This is a genomic window from Candidatus Anaeroferrophillus wilburensis (assembly GCA_016934315.1).
GTDB classification, from domain to species: Bacteria; Desulfobacterota; Anaeroferrophillalia; order Anaeroferrophillales; family Anaeroferrophillaceae; genus Anaeroferrophillus; species Anaeroferrophillus wilburensis.
This window is the reverse complement of record JAFGSY010000013.1, coordinates 65286-85299: the sequence shown is the minus strand read 5'-3', so window position 1 is coordinate 85299 and position 20014 is coordinate 65286. Positions and strand designations below refer to the sequence as shown.

16 protein-coding genes are annotated in these 20014 nt (G+C 49.9%); 6 read left to right on the top strand and 10 right to left on the bottom strand.

All coding sequences use genetic code 11. The features are described from left to right. Positions 1 to 1122, top strand: a complete 1122-nt coding sequence (locus JXO50_03335; GenBank protein MBN2332119.1) for an ABC transporter permease — start codon at positions 1 to 3, stop codon at positions 1120 to 1122. Positions 1123 to 1206: 84 nt separating this feature from the next. On the opposite strand, the gene JXO50_03330 is transcribed toward JXO50_03335, so the two are convergent. After that, positions 1207 to 2574, bottom strand: a complete 1368-nt coding sequence (locus tag JXO50_03330) for a cache domain-containing protein (GenBank protein ID MBN2332118.1) — start codon at positions 2572 to 2574, stop codon at positions 1207 to 1209. A gap of 504 nt (positions 2575 to 3078) precedes the next feature. Here JXO50_03330 and JXO50_03325 point away from each other — a divergent pair. The 5 genes from JXO50_03325 (at position 3079) to JXO50_03305 (ending at position 10862) form a co-directional block, all read left to right on the top strand. Then, positions 3079 to 5043, top strand: a complete 1965-nt coding sequence (locus JXO50_03325) for a cache domain-containing protein (protein MBN2332117.1) — start codon at positions 3079 to 3081, stop codon at positions 5041 to 5043. Beyond that, positions 5040 to 6422, top strand: coding sequence for a sigma-54-dependent Fis family transcriptional regulator (locus tag JXO50_03320; GenBank protein MBN2332116.1), 1383 nt, complete (start codon positions 5040 to 5042; stop codon positions 6420 to 6422). The genes JXO50_03325 and JXO50_03320 overlap by 4 nt, the downstream gene beginning before the upstream one ends. A gap of 324 nt (positions 6423 to 6746) precedes the next feature. Further along, entirely contained in the window at positions 6747 to 7316 is a 570-nt protein-coding gene (locus JXO50_03315) for an acetate uptake transporter (protein MBN2332115.1), read from the top strand. Positions 7317 to 7350: 34 nt separating this feature from the next. After that, positions 7351 to 7830: a cache domain-containing protein gene (locus tag JXO50_03310; GenBank protein MBN2332114.1), complete on the top strand. Its 480-nt coding sequence runs from the start codon at positions 7351 to 7353 to the stop codon at positions 7828 to 7830. A 128-nt stretch (positions 7831 to 7958) separates the two neighbouring features. After that, on the top strand, positions 7959 to 10862 hold the full coding sequence (locus JXO50_03305; protein ID MBN2332113.1) for a cache domain-containing protein: 2904 nt from the start codon (positions 7959 to 7961) through the stop codon (positions 10860 to 10862). 179 nt (positions 10863 to 11041) lie between these two features. Here JXO50_03305 and JXO50_03300 read toward each other — a convergent pair whose 3' ends face one another. The 9 genes from JXO50_03300 to rpsA form a co-directional block, all read right to left on the bottom strand. Then, positions 11042 to 11398, bottom strand: a complete 357-nt coding sequence (locus JXO50_03300; protein ID MBN2332112.1) for a hypothetical protein — start codon at positions 11396 to 11398, stop codon at positions 11042 to 11044. 125 nt (positions 11399 to 11523) lie between these two features. Next, a complete protein-coding gene (locus JXO50_03295) occupies positions 11524 to 11862 on the bottom strand; it encodes a cupin domain-containing protein (protein ID MBN2332111.1) in 339 nt (112 codons plus the stop codon). Positions 11863 to 12062: 200 nt separating this feature from the next. Continuing rightward, the gene (locus JXO50_03290) at positions 12063 to 12896 is read right to left on the bottom strand and encodes a mechanosensitive ion channel family protein (protein MBN2332110.1); all 834 of its coding nucleotides are present in this window, start codon (positions 12894 to 12896) and stop codon (positions 12063 to 12065) included. A 73-nt stretch (positions 12897 to 12969) separates the two neighbouring features. Beyond that, positions 12970 to 14013 (bottom strand): deoxyguanosinetriphosphate triphosphohydrolase, encoded by a 1044-nt coding sequence (locus JXO50_03285; protein MBN2332109.1) that lies wholly within the window; start codon positions 14011 to 14013, stop codon positions 12970 to 12972. Positions 14014 to 14105: 92 nt separating this feature from the next. After that, positions 14106 to 14963, bottom strand: coding sequence for a bifunctional 5,10-methylenetetrahydrofolate dehydrogenase/5,10-methenyltetrahydrofolate cyclohydrolase (locus JXO50_03280; GenBank protein MBN2332108.1), 858 nt, complete (start codon positions 14961 to 14963; stop codon positions 14106 to 14108). Between the two features lie 26 nt (positions 14964 to 14989). Further along, entirely contained in the window at positions 14990 to 15622 is a 633-nt protein-coding gene (locus JXO50_03275; protein ID MBN2332107.1) for a cyclodeaminase/cyclohydrolase family protein, read from the bottom strand. 367 nt (positions 15623 to 15989) lie between these two features. After that, the gene (gene sppA / locus JXO50_03270; protein MBN2332106.1) at positions 15990 to 16862 is read right to left on the bottom strand and encodes a signal peptide peptidase SppA; all 873 of its coding nucleotides are present in this window, start codon (positions 16860 to 16862) and stop codon (positions 15990 to 15992) included. 14 nt (positions 16863 to 16876) lie between these two features. Next, positions 16877 to 17884 carry a sodium:calcium antiporter gene (locus tag JXO50_03265; protein MBN2332105.1) on the bottom strand — a complete coding sequence of 336 codons (1008 nt, stop codon included), beginning with the start codon at positions 17882 to 17884 and terminating at the stop codon, positions 16877 to 16879. A 63-nt stretch (positions 17885 to 17947) separates the two neighbouring features. Continuing rightward, the gene (rpsA, locus tag JXO50_03260; protein ID MBN2332104.1) at positions 17948 to 19762 is read right to left on the bottom strand and encodes a 30S ribosomal protein S1; all 1815 of its coding nucleotides are present in this window, start codon (positions 19760 to 19762) and stop codon (positions 17948 to 17950) included. Positions 19763 to 20014: the final 252 nt, after the last annotated feature.

The window sequence follows — 20014 nt, the reverse complement described above, 5'->3', positions numbered from 1 at the left end:
ATGAAATGGCTGCGGATTCGCGAACTGGTGCGCAAGGAGTTCATTCAGCTCTTCCGCGACCGAAAGAACCGGCCGCTGCTGATCATTGTGCCGTTGCTCCAGATTATTCTGTTTGGCTACGTGGTTTCCACCGATGTGCGGGATATCCGTATGGGGCTGCTGGACCAGTCACGGACCCCTGAAAGCCGCCTGATGGTGGCGAACCTTACCGGCAATCCAACCTTTCGCATCACCCATTGGGTTGCGAGCCCAGCAGCGCTTGATGACCTGTTGGTTCATCGCCGGGTTGATCTGACGGTGCATATTCCTCCCGATTTTGCCTCGCGGATACGACGGGGTGATACGGCTCCGGTGCAGATTCTGGCCGACGGCAGCGCCAGCAACATGACGGCGGTGCGTCTGGCCCACACCGTTGCCGTCCTGGAACAATTCAACACCAGCATGATCAAGGAGCTCTATGCCCGCCACCTGGAATATGGTCAGGTGGACGACCGTCTGCGCCCCTGGTACAATCCTAATCTGGACAGTCAGAATTATTATGTTCCCGGTATCGTGGCCGTCCTGGTGATGATTCTTACCCTGCTGCTCACCTCCATGGCCATCATTCGTGAAAAAGAGTCGGGAACCATGGAGCAGCTTATTGTCACCCCTCTGCAGTCAGCTGAGTTGCTTCTGGGCAAGACCATCCCCTTCATTCTCATCGCCCAGGCTCAGATGGTGGCGGTGACCATCTTTGCCACCATCTGGTTCGGCATTCCCATCTCCGGCAGCGTACCGCTGCTGTTTGTCACCACCTGCCTGTTTCTGCTCAGCACCCTGGGTCTGGGGCTGTTCATCTCCACCATCTCCCTCAGTCAGCAGCAGGCCATGATGACCACCTTCTTCTTCATTCTGCCGATGTTCATGCTAAGCGGTTTTGTTTTTCCGATCCGCAACATGCCAACAATAGTCCAGTGGATCACCTATTTGAATCCACTGCGCCACATGCTGGTGATCATTCGGGGGATTTTTCTGAAAGGGGTGGGCATCGCTGCCCTCTGGCCATCAATCACCGGTTTGACCGTGATCGGCCTGATCGTTATTGGCAGTGCCGTCAGCCGTTTCAAGAAACGGTTGGATTAAGATAAGGTCAGTTTTTTCCCCGGCAGCTTTGTTTCTTAACTGGTAGGGGAAACATTCTGATGGCATGATGGGGGGCTAGACGCCTTATGCATAGATGCCGCAACCAAGATAGGCTTGCTCCCCTGGCACTTTCATCACAAAAGTGCTTTTCAATGATGGCTTCTGCTCTCCTGGTTTAGGCCACCAGTAGCTGACCCAGCCTGCCCCTTTTGTTTCAGCTACCTCGATAAGGTCGTTGAAGAATGTTTTCCCTTTGATATCGGCCATGCTGCTGAGATCAGGGCCCACCAGCTTTTCGGGCATAATGGGATGGGCTAAAAGGGTGACTAGTTTGGTGGAACCGATATAGATGTATAATTCATCGCCTTTCATCAAGGGACCGTTTTTATCCTGAGCAGCCTGTATAGTGGCTTTCAGCCCTCTTTTTTTGACCATGGTCATGGCTTTTTTGACCAGCTTTTCGGCTTCATGACGCAGATGACCTCCCTCCAGAACCACCGACAGTCCGGCAACTGTCTCGCGAAGCCCTTCGGCTTCCTGCTGCATTTCACTAGAGATGTCAGAACTTTCCACAGCCTGCTGGGCACTTTTCTGGGTCACCGCATCTATCTGAGTCATGGCGGCAGAAACCTGTTCAAGGCCGGCATGCTGTTCCGTACAGGCATCAGCGATTTCTCTCACCAGTTCACTTATCTTCGAGGTGGAGCTGATGACTTCCTTGAACTTGTTTTCTGTTTGATTAACCAGTTCCACCCCGACTTTTACTTTGGTAAGTGAATTCTGGATCATTTCCTGGGTGCTTTTTGCCGATTCTGTGGCCCGCAAAGCCAAATTACGCACTTCATCGGCTACTACCGCAAAACCGGCACCGTGGATTCCCGCACGCGCCGCTTCCACAGCGGCATTCAGGGCCAACAGATTGGTTTGAAAGGCAATTTCATCAATATTTTTTATAATTCTGCTGATTTCGCCGCTGGCCTTATAAATGTCATCCATGGCTGTCGTCATTTGGGTCATGGATTGACCGGAATCCTCAATCAGATGCTGGGTTTCTTCCATCAGGGAGCGTCCCTCTCGGGCATTTTGAGCGTTGGTAATGGTCATGGCCTTGATTTCTTCGAGGCTGGCGGCAGTCTCTTCGAGGCTGGCGGCCTGCGTGCCGGCTCCTTCAGCAAGCTCTTTTGACGTGATGTAGGCCCTTGTCGATGTGTTTTCCACGCGGTCCATGACCTTTCTCAGGGCCAGCATGGAACCATGGATAGGCCGAAAACTGATGTGGAGAAGATATACGCCTGACAGGGTAAGAATGCCTCCCGTTCCGAAACCCAGCAGCAGGTTGGTAACGCTGGAGGTGGTGTTTTCCTGGTTGGTATAGAAATTTAACACCGTTATTGAAATTAAGGTCACAATAGCCAAGATTAAAATTGTCAATATTCTTCTTTTCAGACTCATGCTATCACCTCCTCTACTCTATGAGTATACAGTGATAAAACAATATAGCTATTGTTGAATTATCGCCATCGACTAAAAAAAATTAAGAAAAAATTTTATCCGCATAATCAACAATAGATGAGGGATGTCATTCATCACCTTTTTGGGCGGGCAAACGGTAGCTATTATGTGATTGACAAAGCTAGTGTAATTATGTACGAAATTACTGCAGGAATCGCCCGAATAGTTCCACATTGCCTTGCATAATAACATGTGGAAGATCAGCAGTTGAACATAGCTGCATGATCATAATCGGCGGATTTGTCAGCCCCACTACCACCAGAATCAGCCAGTTGTATAAAATAATTCAGTCTTGCTCAGATCATCTCGAAATTCCTGAACGACCAGGCCCTTAATCGTTCAGCCCCACTAAGCGGTGGGGCAGGCCTGCCGCGACATAACCGCCCAAATGGTTAATTGATCTGGTTGCTCACCAAAGTGTCTCCCTGAAGGCAGGCTATCCCCATGCTTTTGCCCAGCCGCTTCAAAAACGCCAAGCTACGCACAAAAATGTTTTTCATCGTTCTGCCGTTGGTGATCATTCCGATGGTCCTGACCGGCAGCATCATCGGGTATTTTTCAGCCCGTCAGGCCCGCCAGGGGATTACCTGCGTCAGCAAAGATGATCTTGAACACATGGTCAGTTTTACGCGCCACCTGTTTGAAGCCCATCATCGCCAATTTCAGGTATACCAGCAGGAGCGCCGGGAACGGTTTATTGCTGAATTGACCTCCCTGGCACGGTTGGCTTCCTCCATGGTGGCTGCTGAATATCAGCTTTACAAAAAAGGCAGTATTTCATTGCGGACAGCCCATGAACGTGCTGCCAAAGCTTTAAAGCAGATCAGCATCGGTGAGAGCGGGTATGTCTATGCCATGAGCAGCGATGGTCAGCTGCAGGTTCATATTGTTTTGGAAGGTGAGAACATCAGTGAGCAGCAGGACGGCAACGGCCGCTACTTCATAAGTGAAATGTGTCAAAAGGCGGTCCAGGGCCAGCCGGACAGTGTCCACTATATCCGCTATCCCTGGCGCAACCCGGCGCTCGGCGATATTGAGTTCCGGGAAAAAATCGCAGCGTATCTCTATTTTCCGGAATGGGACTGGATTATCGCTGCAACCGGTTACGTTGCCGAAAGCTATGATGATATTGCCTTCGAACAACGCGCACTGGCTGATTTGAAGGAAAAGATCAAGCAGAAGAAGGTTGGCAGGACCGGTTATATTTTCTGCATGAACAGCCAGGGAACCTTCACCATTCATCCTGAAAAAGAGGGGGAAAATCTGATTGATGTTTGTGACGCCGGCGGAAAGGCTTTCATTAAAGAGATGTGCAACAACAAACGCGGCTGGATTCGCTATCTTTGGCGCAACACCGAGGATGCCGCTGCCCGGATGAAAATTGTTTGCTACGACTATTTTGAACCATGGGACTGGATTGTGGCAGTCGGTTCCTATGAAGATGAATTCTATCAACCGGCAAACATGATCAACCGACGCAGCATCCAGATAACCATGGCGGTCACCATGCTGGCAAGCATCATTTCAATGCTGCTGGTCAGCTACACATCCAAGGTTGTGACCGAACCCATCAGGCATATGATCTCGGTAATTCAGAAAATCAAAACCGGCCGATTGGAAGAAAAAATGGAGGTCAGCAGCAGCGATGAGTTGGGAGAATTGGCTCAGACATTCAACAAAATGACAAGCATTATCAAAGAAAACCAGGAGCTGGAGGCCACCTTGGCCCAGCAGGACCGCATGGCTTCTCTGGGAGTCTTTTCTTCAGGCGTTGCCCACGAAATTAATAATCCGTTGGGAATCATTCTCGGTTATGCCGGCTATCTGGAAAAGAAGATTGATCACAATGATGAAAACTTTAAGTATATCCATGAGATAAAGCATGAAAGCAAGCGCTGCCGCGAAATTGTGCAGAATCTGCTCAGCTACGCCCGCCCACCGCAACCAGCCTTGCAAGAGACCGATATCAAGAAGCTGCTCGAAAATATTATTGATTTTGCAGCCAACCATGGTGACCTGCACCATATTAGTATAAGTAGTGACATCGATCCCCAGCTGCCTGCAATTATGGTGGATGGTGATCAGCTCCGACAAGTAGCCATCAATCTCATGCTCAATGCCGGTGCCGCCATGCGGCCGGGCGGCCATCTGCGGGTGGAGTGCTGCCGTGACAACCAGCATCTGGTGATCGCTTTTCATGATGATGGTTGTGGCATCCCAGCGGTTGACAGGGAAAAAATATTTGAGCCCTTCTTTACCTCCAAGAAGAAGGGCACCGGTCTTGGTTTGGCGATTTCCAAGCGAATTATTGAACAACATCATGGTACCATCGATGTTGACAGTTCTCCGGGCAAGGGAACCACGTTTACCATTCGGATGCCTTTTGAACCCAAGGAATTCCTTCTATGAGCAAGAAACGGATTCTGCTGATTGATAATGAAGAAGGTTTGTGCCGCATGATGGAAGCGGTCCTCAGTGGCAGTGGCTATATGGTTAAGGCATACACGTCTCCTAGGGAAGCAGTGATGGAATTCCAGACCAACCAATGGGATCTGGTGATTAGCGATATCAAAATGCCCGGGATGGATGGTCTTGAAGTTCTGCAAAGAATCAAGGAAAAGGATGCCAACCTGCCGGTAATCATGATTACCGCATATGCCACTGTTGAGACTTCCATTAAAGCCCTGCGCAAGGGGGCCTATGACATGCTTACAAAACCTTTCGAACCGGAGGAGCTGCTCTATAGGGTGAAAAATGCCCTGAAGCAGACCCAGCTGCTGGAAGAAAATCATGAACTGAAGAAAAAACTTGCCGGTACCTGCTCGTTTGACAATATTATCGGTTCCTCACAATCGCTGAAAAAAATTTTAGAAACGGTGCGTAAAATTGCTGTCCGAGATCTTTCCGTTCTGATCAGCGGCGAATCCGGAACCGGTAAAGAGCTGATTGCCAAAGCTATCCACCATCATTCCCAGCGCAGCGGGCAGCGATTTATGGCCATCAATTGTGGTGCTCTGCCGGAATCAGTGCTGGAAAGTGAACTGTTCGGGTATAAAAAAGGCGCCTTTACGGGAGCAAACACTGACCGCAAGGGAATTATTGAAGCCGCTGATGGTGGCACCCTCTTTCTTGATGAAGTCGGCAACCTCTCCATGAATGTTCAAAAAACCCTGCTCCGCGCTTTGCAGGAACGTGAATTCATGAGGATTGGTGATGTTTTTCCCACCAGGGTCGATGTCCGCTTGATCTCAGCCACCAACACCGATCTCCTGAATCAGGTGGAGTCGGGAACTTTTCGCGAGGATCTGTATTACCGCTTGAACGTTGTCAATATTCATCTTCCCCCCCTGAGAGAGCGACATGAAGATATTCCCTTGCTTGCCACCCACTTCATAAGGGAGCAGAATCAAAAATTCGGCACAGCTGTTCAAGGATTTTCTCCGGAGGCCATGAAGATGCTGATCGATTTTCCCTGGCCGGGCAATATTCGCCAGTTGAGCAATGTCATAGAGGCATGCATGGCAGTGGAGATCGGCAAGCAAATCAGTGTGCCGGTGTTGAGCCAATTTCTCAGCGGAAACGACAGCCAGGGAGCAGCGAAAGCCGATGTGCAACAAGGACCTGATTACTCCAGCTCCCTGACCCGTTTTGAAACTGAATATCTCATCAAGCTTCTTCGAGCCACGGACGGCAATATTGAAGAGGCGGCCAGGCAGGCAGGCGTGAATCTGGCGACCATCTATCGCAAACTGAAAAAATACAGGATAGAGAGGGAGGATTACTGCTAACAAAAGTCTCCACCATGGTTTTTGCAGAGATGCAACTACCTTCCCTGTTTTTTGCATCCCTGCAAAAATAAGCTTTTCCCCTGTATAAACACAGCCATCAATTTCATCCATAGTCTTTCTTCTCATCCCCATCCATCTGCGGTTGCCCGATCTTTCGCATTTCTGCGAATAATAAGGTGCCTTGTCGCAGCTATTAATTATAACTGATTGTTATTAAAGGGGAAATTTCAGCCGATGGTGATCGGCACAACAATTGCTATATGTCAACCTTAGTTGGAACAGTTACCACAATAGTTTATATTATTTTTAAGCAGGGAGGCATTGATGGCAAATACGGAAACAACAACGGGAAATCCAGGGGTCGTAGGACTGGCCGGTTTTGGGCTTACCACCATGTTGTTGCAGTTTCACAATGTTGGTTGGTGCGGGGTAGGTCCCATCGTTGCCTTGGGACTGGTGTTTGGCGGGCTGGCCCAGATGATTGCCGGTTTTCAGGAGTTCAAGTGCGGCAATAATTTTGGCTACAGCGCTTTTGTCTCTTACGGGTCGTTCTGGATTGCTTTGGGATTAATTTTTATCCTGAACCACTTCAACATCTATCATTCATCAACTACAGACGTCGGCTGGTTTTTGGTTGGCTGGACTCTGTACACCTTTATCTTGTGGATCCCGGCAATGAAAATCCACGGAGCCATGGCAGTGACCTTTTCACTGCTGCTCATTGGGTTCATTCTTTTGGACATAGCCCATTTTGGCTATCCTGAACTTGTCAAAATTGCCGGTTTTGAACTGATGCTCTGCGCACTTTCGGCATGGTACATGATGGCCCACGCTATTTTTGCCCAGGTTTTTGAAAGAGATGTCCTTCCTGTCGGCAGGCCCTGGATTAAATAACATGCCACCTTCCTCAAAGGAGAAACAGAAAATGATAAAAAAAGTATGTGTGTTTGCGGCCCTATGGATGGTTCTTTTCCTTTCGGCAACTGTCTGGGCGGACAATGTCGCCACGAAAGAGGAGTGTGTCGTCAAGTGTCATGAAGCTGCCGCATTAATCAATTCGAAAGGTCTGGAAGAAGCAACAAAAATTATCGGTGACCCGCAAGGTCCTTTTGTCTGGAAAGATTCATATGTCTTCCTTATGGATATTAATGGCAAGATGTTGGCTCACCCGATCAAACCTGAATTGACCCGCCGAGATCATGTCCTGCTCATCACCGACCCCAAGGACAAAGCTCTTTTTGTTCATTTTGTCAATATGGCAAGGAATGTAGGACATGGATGGGTTGAATATATGTGGCCAAAACCCGGCAATGCAACGCCATGGAAAAAAATAACCTATATCTATCGTGTGCCTGGAACTGATTTGTTTGTTGGTGCCGGGGTTTATGTCGGAGGCATGATGTATTAAGGGTCCTTCACAAGTGTCCGACGCATTTCAACGGTCACCGGCCATAGAAATCCCGTATGTTTCCCGCAAGAGCCGGCTGCCATTCTTTATACGCTGAACAGGGGTTGAAAAAAAGGGACGAGGGAAACATGAAGCACGATCACCATTGGAAGAGCTTCTCCCTGAGGATAATCGTACCGACATTGGTCGCGATTATCCTTTTTGTCGTCTCTATGTTCATCATCATTATCCCCTCAGTACAAAGAGAGCTGCTTGAAGATAAAAGGGAGATGATCCGTGAGTTGACCAATTCTGCCTGGAGCATTCTCGATGAACAACATACAAAAGAGAAACTGGGACTGTTGACTAAGCAAGAGGCTCAGAAAAGAGCTGTTGAGGGAATACGCTGTCTGCGTTACGGGAAGGAGAGAAAGGATTATTTTTGGATAACTGATACTGCTCCGGTCATGATCATGCATCCATACCGCGATGATTTGAATGGTACCAATCTCTCCGAATATACCGATATGCATGAAAAAAAGCTGTTTGTCGAGATGGTTGACATTGCCAACAAGTATGGCGATGGGTTTGTTAATTATATGTGGCAGTGGAAAGACGACCAAACCAGGATCGTTCCCAAAATATCCTATGTAAAAAGCTTTCCGCCTTGGGGTTGGATCATTGGCACCGGAATTTATTATGAAGATGTGAAAGATGAGATTGCTGGTATGAGCAGCATGCTCATGAAGATATCTTCTGGAATAACCCTCCTTATTGCTTTGATTCTGCTCTTTATTACCCTGGAAAGCATGAAAATAGAGCGGAAACGTGAACAGGCGGAAAAAGATCTCCAGGAATCAGAAAAAAAATACCGGACCCTCGTTGAAGCGGCTACCGAAGGGGTGCTGATGTTTATCGAGGGTCGCCTGGTACATGCCAACAAACCTGTTGCAACAATGCTTGGCTACGAACAAACACTTTCCGACGCAGATCTTCAAGCTGTTTTTGCCCAAGGTCAGAAAGGATACCGACAATACAGGGATGCCGTTGCAAATAGGAAAACAAGCCCCTCTTTTGAAGCAATGGTGCGTACTTCCAACGGTACGCTGCTGGAAATTTTGATTTCAGTGGCAACCATTACTTTTGAAGGTAAAGATGGGTGCATTCTGACCCTGAAAGATATCAGCAGCAATAAAAAAATTGAAGAAGAGCTAGGGCTTAGCAGACAGCGTTATCAGTCGCTTACTGATAATCTCCATATAGGGGTTTTCAGGATAGACTCTTCCAGAAAAGGGAACTTTGTTGAGGCGAATCCGGCAACAGCTGAAATTTTCGGCTTCACCACTCGGGAACAGCTGTTCAGCACTGCCATCTCCGATCTTTTTATCGATGCCCAGTCATGGAAGGATATCTCTGCACTGCTTAAAAAAGAAGGTTTTGTGAAAAAAAAGGTCGTTCTCTTGAAAAGGCATGATGGAACCGGCATGGTAGTTTCCCTTTCCCTAGGGCAGAGATTGAATGACGAAGGGGGCGGCAACTATTACGAAGGCATCATGGAGGATATCACGGAACGGAAAAAGCTTGAACATGAACGTGAAAACCTTATTGTTGAGCTGCAGACGTCGCTGCTCTTCATCAATCAGCCGATCAAGGAATTTACCCGCAGCCCTCTGACCTGCAGAATGAGCAGCTCGATCAGAACGGCGGCCGAGATGATGAAAAAAAATAAACAACATGCCATTGTTATTCAGACCGAACAAGAAGATGCCATAGGCATAGTAACCGATTACGATATTACCCGCAGGGTTGTGGCGGAAAACATGCCGCCTGACAAACCCGTATATGAGATAATGAGTTCGCCGATCATTTCAGTGCCGGATGATGCCCTGATTTTTGAAGCGGTGCTCGTAGCCCAGAATGAAAGCGTTCAGCACTTGCTCACCAGGGATGATGAGGGCAGAATCAACGGTATCATAGACAATCAGGATATTCTCCACTTCCATCGCTTTTCATCTTCGTTATTGATCAGAGAAATCAGCGAAGCGGAGTCCATCGAAGCAATTATCGAAGCGCACAAAAGGCTTCCAAAGCTGATTAAAACACTCATCGACAGTGGGGCAAAATCTGAAAATATCACCAAGCTGATCAGCAAGGTTTCTGATTTAATCAATGAAAAGATCATCACCTTTGCGATCAATGAGCTGGGACCACCGCCAACAGAATTTGCGTTTGTAGCCCTCGGCAGCGAAGGCAGGGCGGAGCAGACCCTGGTAACTGACCAGGACAATAGTATTATATTCAAAGACGTTGGCGAAGATCAACAGAAAGAAACACATGCATATTTCATGAAACTCGGTGAAAGGGTCTGCGGGGATCTCGATCGTGTGGGCTATGCCCTCTGCAAGGGTGACATCATGGCAAGAAATCCCAAGTGGTGTCAACCCCTGGCAGTCTGGAAAGGTTATTTTCATCATTGGATAACCGGCGCCACAGCCCAGGATTTGTTGGAAATTAATATTTTCTTCGATTTTAGAAGCATCTATGGAAGTGAGCGGTTAACTGATGAGCTGCGGCAATTCACCGACAATCTCCTGCAGCAGAACAGACTTTTTTTTATCAATTTTGCCCAGAACGCCCTGCTTTACAAGCCACCCATTGGTTTTTTCGGGAATATTGTCGTCGATTCATCGGATAAGAAATCACAGTCTTTCAATATCAAAAATGCCATGAAGCTGTTGTTGAATTTTTCCAGGATCTACGCATTGCAGCATCAGGTTGACGAAACCAACACCATCATGAGGCTGAAAAGGCTGCATGAAATGGGCATCCTCAAAAAGGCCATGTATAATGAAACAATTCAGGTTTACAACTACTTGATGCAGATCAGGTTGAAGCATCAGGCGACCATGATCGACAACAACCTGATTCCGAATAACTTCATCAATCTCAAGGCCCTTACTGACATTGAACAGACAATGCTGAAAGGCGCATTTTCTCACCTCACGAATATCCAGACAAAGATCAGCTTTGATTTTAAGGGCAGTGGATCATAAATCAGATGTTATGCCTGAGAGTTGTCCCCTGGTTGTAGGTGTTCTCATGAAAAGAGAAAAAACATTACGTTGCTAAAAGCAGGGTCTTGTTACAGACAACCTCTCTCGCTACTAAAAAACCCGGCCGTGTGGCCGGGTTTTTTGATGCCGAGGGTTTGGGACAGACGCATGAGATGCAGTTACGAGGGGTGTGGTTTCCTGCTGGTCCTGTCATCGCCCTTTTTGTCGGCGTTAATATGCAGACCACAGTGGAGGCAGCGACGGGCCGGAAAGAAGGTTGGGCCGTTGGTGTGGAAATAGTTTCCGCAATCGGGACAACGAATGACCGCGGCAAGCCATACCGCGATGCAAAGCAGGATGATCCAGGCAATGAAGACTTTTATGGCCATATCATAGCCTCCGGGGTACTTAAGAGCAACCATCATCGCTGGAACGTAAATGAGAATCAGCAACCAAAGCAACCATCGACGTTGGCGAATTTTTTTCAGTCCTGGGCCAAAATCCACAGGGTCTTTCGCTGGTTTTTCATCCATCATGTGCATCATCTCCGTTGTTGGGCACTTGCTAAAACTAGAAACACTTTATGCCGACTTCCATTATTCCCAGCCAGAAGCGTGTCTAGCTGATAACCTTCGTTGCAGAATTAGAGCAAAAAGGATGTTTATAATAATCTGGTTGATTCCGTCGACCGTGGCACCTTGACCACCAGGACACGAAAAACCGTGTCACTTTCATTATACCAGCAGTGGGGAATCTTTGCCGGGCTGCTGATCAGGGTGTCCGTCCCAACCTCCCGCTTTTCCTCGCCGATTTCAATGATTCCCGTCCCTTCAAGCACATAGAAGAAAACATCAACCGGTGTGATGTGTCTTTTTAAGGCCTCACCCGGCTCCAGGGTGATATGGATCGCCTGGGCATGGTCCGTGTCATACAGCTTTCTGGCCTTGACGTTGTGCGGGTTCTTGGTGAGTTCAGCTTCCAGAGCATCAATAATATCCATGGTGTTTGCCTTATTGAAGTTATCAAAAAAATAATGGCAGTTCTGTCCCAGCTGTTACCATTAGCGGTTGCAGATTCTTTGATTACTGGTTTGGTTTGCCTATCCCGATTAAGAAACCTCATTCCCTCAAGAATTTTTCATCCTTGGCTATCCTTTTATCCAGATCATAGGTTTATATCCTCGCTGCTTTATGCACGTGGTTAGCTGTTTTTCGGCATCGATTTGATATACACATCCTGTTGCGGGAAGGGGATGGTGATGCCGGCGGCCAGCAGGTTCTGGTAGACAAGCTGGTTTACCTGGTAGAGGGTCTGGAAATATTGATGGGTGGGAACCCAGTAGCGCATGCCGATGGCGATGGCCGAATCAGCAAAGGCCTCGATGCCCACCTGGGGCGTCGGATCGCCGGCCACTTGGGGGAAGCTGTCCAGGGTTTTTCTGATCACCTCGATGGCCAGTTCGGGATTGTCATGGTAGGCGATGCCGATGGAGCCTTCCACCACCCGGTTGGCAAAGGAGTTGTGCAACACTTCGCCGATAATCTGTTTGTTGGGGATGGTAATCTGTTCGCCGTCTTCGGTGGACAGTTTGGTGGTGGTCAGGGTGATCTCCTCCACAATGCCGAAGACGCCCTGGATGGTAATCGTATTGCCGACCACGAAGGGGCGGGTAAGGATGATCACCAAGCCGGCACCGAAGTTGGACAGGGGGCCTTGGAACGCGAAGGTGCTGCCAAAAGCGAGGGCGCCGAGAGCGGCAATGAAGGGAGCGATGGAGATGCCGAATTTGCCCATGGTGATGATGATGACGAAAATCATCACCAGCGTCTTGATCACGTTGCCGAAAAATCGTGACAGGGTGACATCAAGATTTTTCCTGGTGCAGAGGTTGTTTGCCGAGTTCCCAAGCCAGCGGGCGACGAAAAAGCCCACCACCAGGATGATCATGGCACCTACCACCTGGAAACTGTAGTTGACGATGAATTCGATCAGGGTGTTATACAGCTTTTGCAGGGTCGCCAGTTCTTCTTGCATGAGTTTCCTCCTTCAGATTCCCGGGATACGGTGCTGAACATGTTCCCCCGGGAAAAGGTTTAGAAACGGTTCGTCACTTAATCAGCCAGGGCTGCGGCAGGAAAATTTCTTCGTAAAGAGAAAAGGCATAGCGGTCGGTCATGCCGGCGACAAAGTCACAGACGTTCTGTTCCAGTGAAGCGCTTTCAAGGTAGGCGTGGTGGTATTGTTCCTGAAAAACAGTCGGGTTGTCAATAAAGAAATGATACAGGTCTTCCAGTAGCCGTTTGGCCTTGATGAAATCGCCATGGACGGCAGGGCTGTCATACACCCGGTCGTAGAGAAAATCCCTCAGGGTGACGATGGCTTCGAGGACGGCGGAGGAGATGAGCAACTGGCTGCCGTGCTCACGGCTGCTGGTGTCAATGATGTCGTTTACCATGGTGTTGATCCTGGCGCTGTGGCTTTCTCCCAGGATTTGCCGGCAGAAGCGCGGGATTTCTTCCCGGGTGATCACCTGGGCCCGGATAGCGTCATCGATATCGTGGTTGACATAGGCGATGATATCCGCCAGTCTGACGATCTGTCCCTCCAGGGTGTTGGCGGTGCAGTTGGGATCGGCGGAAAGGATGCTTCCCTTGCCCTTGGAATGTTTGACAATGCCGTCCCTGACTTCATTGGTAAGGTTTAGCCCTTTGCCCTCCTTTTCCAAGACTTCCACCACCCTGAGACTCTGGAAAAAATGGCGGAAGCCCCCCGGGTGGAGCTGGTCAAGCACCGCCTCGCCGGCGTGGCCGAAGGGTGTATGGCCAAGGTCGTGGCCGAGGGCGATGGCTTCGGTGAGATCTTCATTGAGGTACAGGGCTTTGGCGATGGTACGGGCTATCTGGGAGACTTCCAGGGTGTGGGTAAGGCGGGTGCGGTAGTGGTCGCCGCTGGGCGAGAGAAAAACCTGGGTTTTATGTTTCAGGCGCCGGAATGACTTGCTGTGAATGATGCGGTCCCGGTCGTGCTGGTAAGCCATCCGGTAGTTGCATGGCGGTTCCGGGCGCTGGCGCCCGGTTGACTCACTGCTGAGGGCTGCATGGGGGGAGAGGTAGTGCCGTTCCCTTTCTTCCAGCGCCTTTCTGATGCTCATGGATAGCTCCCAAAAAATACGGTTGGCAAAAGTAAAAAAAGCCCGGTCAAAGACCGGGCTTTTCAGCTGCAGGAATACGGTCTGACGTCAGTTTATGCGTTCTGCAGCTCACAGGCCATAATGGTCTGTTTGCAGAGAACCGCAGTGGTTACCGAGCCGACCCCGGCCGGTACCGGCGTGATTTTTTCAACAATCGGCTCAACCTCGGCAAAATCAACATCGCCGCAGTATTTCCCGGGGTTGTCGGGGTCTTCATTGATGCCGACATCGATGACAATCTGTCCGGGTTTGACAAAATTGGCTTTGACCATTTTGGCCCGGCCGACTGCGGCGATAAGAATCTCTGCCTCTTTGCAGACATCAGCCAGGTTCTCGGTTCTTGAGTGGCAGATGGTGACGGTGCCGTGTTCACGGAGCAGGAGCATGGCAACCGGTTTGCCCACCACCAGGGAGCGGCCCAGAACGACGCACTTCTTGCCCTTGATGGGGATGTTGTAGAAATGGAGCATATCCATGCAGGCGGTCGGGGTGCAGGGGGGGAAGCCGGTCAGGTCATCGGCAAAGACCTTGGCGGCGGCGCCCAGGGTCAGGCAGTCGACATCCTTGGCCACCGGGATCAGATCACGGATCTTCTTTTCGTCCAAGTGCTTGGGCAGCGGGGCAAACATCAGGATTCCGTTGATGCTTTTATTGTTGCCCACCTCGGCAATCGCCTTTTCAAAATCGGCCTGGGAAATATCTTCAGGATATTCAAAAACCTGGTAGGCCATATCCACTGCGTCACAGGTTTTTTTGGCACCACCCTCATAAAAAAGATCATCAGGACGGGCTCCAACCCGGACAATCCCCAGGGTCGGGGTAATGCCGCGGCCCTTCAGGGCGGCGACTTTCTGCTTGAGTTCTTCCTTCATCGCATCGGCGACGGGTTTGCCTTTCAAAACTTCAGCCATTATTCAGCCTCCATGTACAAACTAATCTACTTGGTTAATTTATCAATCACCAGAGCCAGGGTTTCATCGGCAACCTTCTGGCCGTCAGCCAGCAATTGCTCCATTTCCTTCCTGGTCTGCTGAACAAAATCCTGATCCTTGATGGTGTTCAGGTTGATGATCACATTCAGGCTGCCGCTGATCAACGCGGATTTCAGAAAAACTACGCCGCAGGCAACATCGGAGATCGCCAGCATGGTGCCGATCTGACCCATTCGTTCATGAATTTTGATGCCGGCATAGGCCTGCCGCATGATATCCATGGGTACGGAACAGGCTATCTTGCTGCAGTTCTCCATTGTTTCAGCTTTGAATTTCTGCTGCTCCGGGGTATCTTTCGGCAAACCATAGGCTTTGGAAAGAGGTTCAAACACTTCGGCATCTTTGTCAACCAGGCGCTCCAGGGCGGCAATGACCTGACTGCCCTTTTCAATGAGTTCTTTCACCTCATCTTCCACATCGGCATATTTTTTCTTGCCAACGGTCAGGTTGCCGACCATGTTGGACAGGGCCATGCCGATCGCACCACCCAGGGCTGCTGCGCCGCCGCCGCCGGGAACTGCCGCTTTTGATGCCAGAACTTCGTTGAATTCTTTGCAGGTTTTGTCTAACATTGACATGAGTTCCGTACCTCCTTTGTTGAAATTGGCAGATCTATGTGGATAAAATTATGTATGCCAAATAATGACGCCCCTTGAACGGGTTGTCGCTGCCGCCGTTCAGGTGGTGATATGGATGGAAAATCGTGCAGGTGATGAGTGGAAAAATGCTTAGCCTGCATGATGAAATCCAGGGCGAGAAACAGCAATCGCTTACAATGGATATCCCCCTTTGTCAAGGAAAAACAGCTTCCCAAGGGGGTTGTGGGGGAGGAACAATGGTGGTTGTGGTTGAAAAATTTACCGCGGCTGATGCTTGAGAAGAGGCATGGCAGCTCGGCTGAAAACAACAGGTGTCCGCTGCAGAGGTTGCCAGCCTGACGTTTGGTTACGGTTTCAGTGCCGGCATCAGATAGGCGGCTATGGGTACCTCGCACTCCAGTGTTTGTTCCAGTTTGCCGGCCAGTCGTTCTCCCAGCAGGTATTGGACGATGCCCCGCTTTTCCTTGATTTCGGTAACTTCAGGTTTGCCGGCAATGCCAACCTCCCGGGCAAGATCTCGAACTGCCTGCTGCAGAGAGCCCAAGGTGTCCACCAGACCGCAATCATAGGCCTGCCGGCCGGAAAAAACCCGGCCGTCAGCCAGAGTCAGGAGAGAATCAAGGGGGATGTCGCGGCTTTCGGTAACCGCCACCACAAACTGGTTGTAGACATCATTAATCATCTCCTGGAGCAGTTTTTCTTCCGCCTTTGACATGGAACGCAAGGGTGAGCCGATATCTTTATAGGGGCCGCTTTTAACAACCGTGTTGTCGACCCCCAGTTTGGCGAGAATTTTTTCCCAGTTGGCAAACTGCATGATGACGCCGATACTGCCGGTCAGGGTGCCGGGGTTTGCATAGATCTTCTGGGTGGCGCAGGCAACATAGTAACCGCCGGATGCGGCGACCGTGCCGAGAGAGCTGTAGACTGGTTTAATGCTGCGGATTCTTTTGATTTCGTCGTAGAGCTCCTGGGATGGTGCTACAGCTCCCCCCGGCGAGTTGATCCGGATGATGATCGCTTTAATATGGGGATCGTCAGCCATTTCATCAAGCTGGGCAATGGTTTCCTGAGCGTCGATAATTACCCCCCTCACATGAATAAGGCCGATCTGGTCATTGCCAGAGCGCTTGTCGGTGTTGATAAAGTAACCGATGACGATAATGCTGATCATTGTGATCAGCACCAGAATGAGGAGGATGAGGAGCATTTTTTTCATGATAACCTGCTGTTTCAGAGGATGAAAAGGAGGTAGATGCCGAGAGCATAGATGGTCAGGACGGCAAGGGAGTCAAGCCTGACAGCCAGCACCTTTCTTTTTACACCATAGAAAGAGGAAAAAAGATACACCGAAGAGATGAGGATCACCATCAGGGCAATCAAAATCTGTCCCGGGTCAGCTTCGGCATAGAGAGAGCGGGGAAAATAGCAAAGATCGGCGATCACCAGGATGGCGATGTTGAAAATATTGCTGCCGAAAATATTCCCGGCGGCCAGCGCAAAGGAGCCGAGTTTAATGGCACTGAAGGTTACCACCATCTCCGGCAGCGAGGTGGCGACCGCCAAAAGCACATTGCCGACAAAGGTGCTGCCCCAGCCGGTGGTGCGGGCGATATTTTCCGCGGCATACGAGAGTACCAAGGCGGCAATGACGATGACGACCGCCGTGGGTAGGATCTTTTTTTTCAGGAGTTCAGCAGCCTTTTTCCCGGGCACTGGCTGCTGGACGGTGTTTGTGGTTGCCGGACTGTCGGCCGGCGGGAGGTTTTGAAAATTGTACAACATCCGCAAACCGGCAATGTAAGTGAAGCCGATTGCCACGGTAAAGTAATCTATGGAGCCGAGATGCCAATGGGCTTGAACCAGGATTGCCATGGCCGCCATGGCCACCATGATCAGGGAAAGGAAAGCGGTGAGCAGATTATCTCGATTCAGGGTATGCTGCAGGCCGCCCCGGGGGGAGGTGCCAATTTCCAGCAGGGCCAGAATTGCCAGGTTGCAGGCATTACTGCCAAAAATATTGCCAAGGGCAAGGTTGGGAGAGTGGACCAGGGCAGCGGCACCGATGGTGCTGAACAGTTCTGGCAGGGAGGTGATGAAACCTAAGAGGATGACGCCGATGAAACCGCGGGTGAGGCCGGTTTGCTCGGCAAGCTCCTCGCCATGTCTGGTCAACTGACGACCGGCATACAGAATGCAGGCCGCCGATGCCAGAAAAGAAAACCAGCTCACCACAGCCATGGGATGTCGGGGGGGCGGATATGCCGGCGTGCAGTGGTACCACTGCACGCCGGCTGGTTGTCATTATTCAGCAGAATCGGAATCTGTCTCTTCCTGACTGTCCTCTGAAGGGGCTGCCGAGTTGGTTGCCTGCTGCAGAATTTCTCCCAGGCAGACCTTGCCTTTCTGGAAGCTTTCACTCATGTATTCGCCGGTTTCGATTTTTTCCTTGTCTTCGAGGTGGTCCTTGATGCTCAGGGCAATTTTTCGGTCTTCATAATTGATGCTGAGAACCTTGGCAGTTACCTGGGTGCCGACCTGAAGAACCTCTTCGGGTTTTTTCCCTTTGTCAGCGGTAATCTCGGAAACGTGCACCAGCCCTTCAACACCATCTTCGAGTTCGACAAAGGCACCAAAATCGGTCAGGTTGGTCACTGTTCCGGTGACGCTGTCACCGGCAACAATCTTTTTGCTGATGGTTTCCCAAGGATCTTCCTGCAGCTGTTTGATGCCCAGGGAGAAACGCTGATTTTCCTTGTCAAGATTCAGGACAACTGCCTGGATGGTCTGGCCTTTGCTGAACTCTTCATTGGGGTGTTTCAGCCGTTTGCTCCAGGAGATATCGGAGATATGTACCAAGCCGTCTATGTCGTTTTCAATGCCGACAAAGATGCCAAAATCCGTGATATTCTTGATTTCACCCTCAATCTTGGTGCCGATGGGATATTTGTCCATCAGGCTGTCCCACGGGTTGGGCTCTACCTGTTTCATGCCCAGGGATATCCGACGTTTTTCCGGATCAACGCTGAGCACAACGGCTTCGATCTCATCGCCGACGTTAACAACCTGTGAGGGGTGCTTTATCTTTTTGGTCCAGGACATTTCCGACACATGGACAAGGCTTTCAATACCCTCTTCAATTTCCACAAACGCACCGTAATCTTTGATGCTGATTACTTTGCCGGTGAGTTTGGTGTCAACAGGGTATTTTTCAGCAGCGGTGGCCCAGGGATCCTCTTTCAATTGTTTCATGCCCAGGGATACCCGCTGTTTCTCTTCGTCGTACTTGATTACCTTGACTTTTACCTCATCACCAACCGTAAGCCGCTCACTGGGATGATTAACCCGGCCCCAAGAGATGTCGGTGATGTGCAGCAGGCCGTCGAGGCCGCCAAGATCAATAAATGCACCGTAATCGGTGATGTTTTTAACCGTACCGTCGAGGATTGCCCCTTCATGCAGCTTGTCCAGCAGGACCGTTTTCATGGATTCCCGTTCTTTTTCCAGCAGTGCCCGGCGGGAAACCACAACGTTATTGCGCTTCTGGTTATGCTTGAGGACTTTGAAATCAAATGTTTCGCCGATCAGTTTGTCGAGGTTGCGAACCGGCTTCAGGTCAATCTGAGAGCCAGGCAGGAAGGCCGGTACGCCGATATCAACGGAAAGTCCGCCTTTTACCTTGCCGGTTATTTTCCCCTGGATGGAGCGTTCTTCATCATAGATGCTCTTGATTTCATCCCAAACCTTCAGCCGTTCCGCCTTGATACGGGACAGCTGGATATTACCATGCTCGTCTTCATATTTCTCAAGAAAGACATCCACTTCATCATCAACCTTGAGGTTGAAACTGCCGTCAGCATCGAGAAACTGATTGCGTGGAACATGCCCCTCTGATTTGTAACCGACATCAACAACGACATCGTCGGGATTGATCTGAATAATTCTTCCCTTGACGACACCGCCGACCTTTACTTCCTTGATGCTTTCCTCGTACATCTTTTCGAAATCTTCATCTGCATCCACGTCATCAATGGCTGCTGACTCGAGCTCCATGTCCTGGTCGGACTGGCTGTTGATTTCCTGTTCTTCGTTGGTTGTTGTGATGTTGTTGTCTTCCATGTAAACCGTTACCCCCTGTTGTAAGATGTCGGTCGCAATGGCTCGTGCGCTTCTTTACTTCCCGTTGTGCTATGCGGTTGCAAAGGGATCATTGAGGCAGCAAAAGAGCGCTTAAAACAAGGCGGCCGTTTAGGCTGGACCCTATATCATAGGCAATGGAGAAATGCAAATCTTATTTGTCCCGCTATGGAACGGCTAACCCGCTGTTTTCCCCCCGGCGGAGGGGGAAGCAGAATGACGTAAATAGGCAGG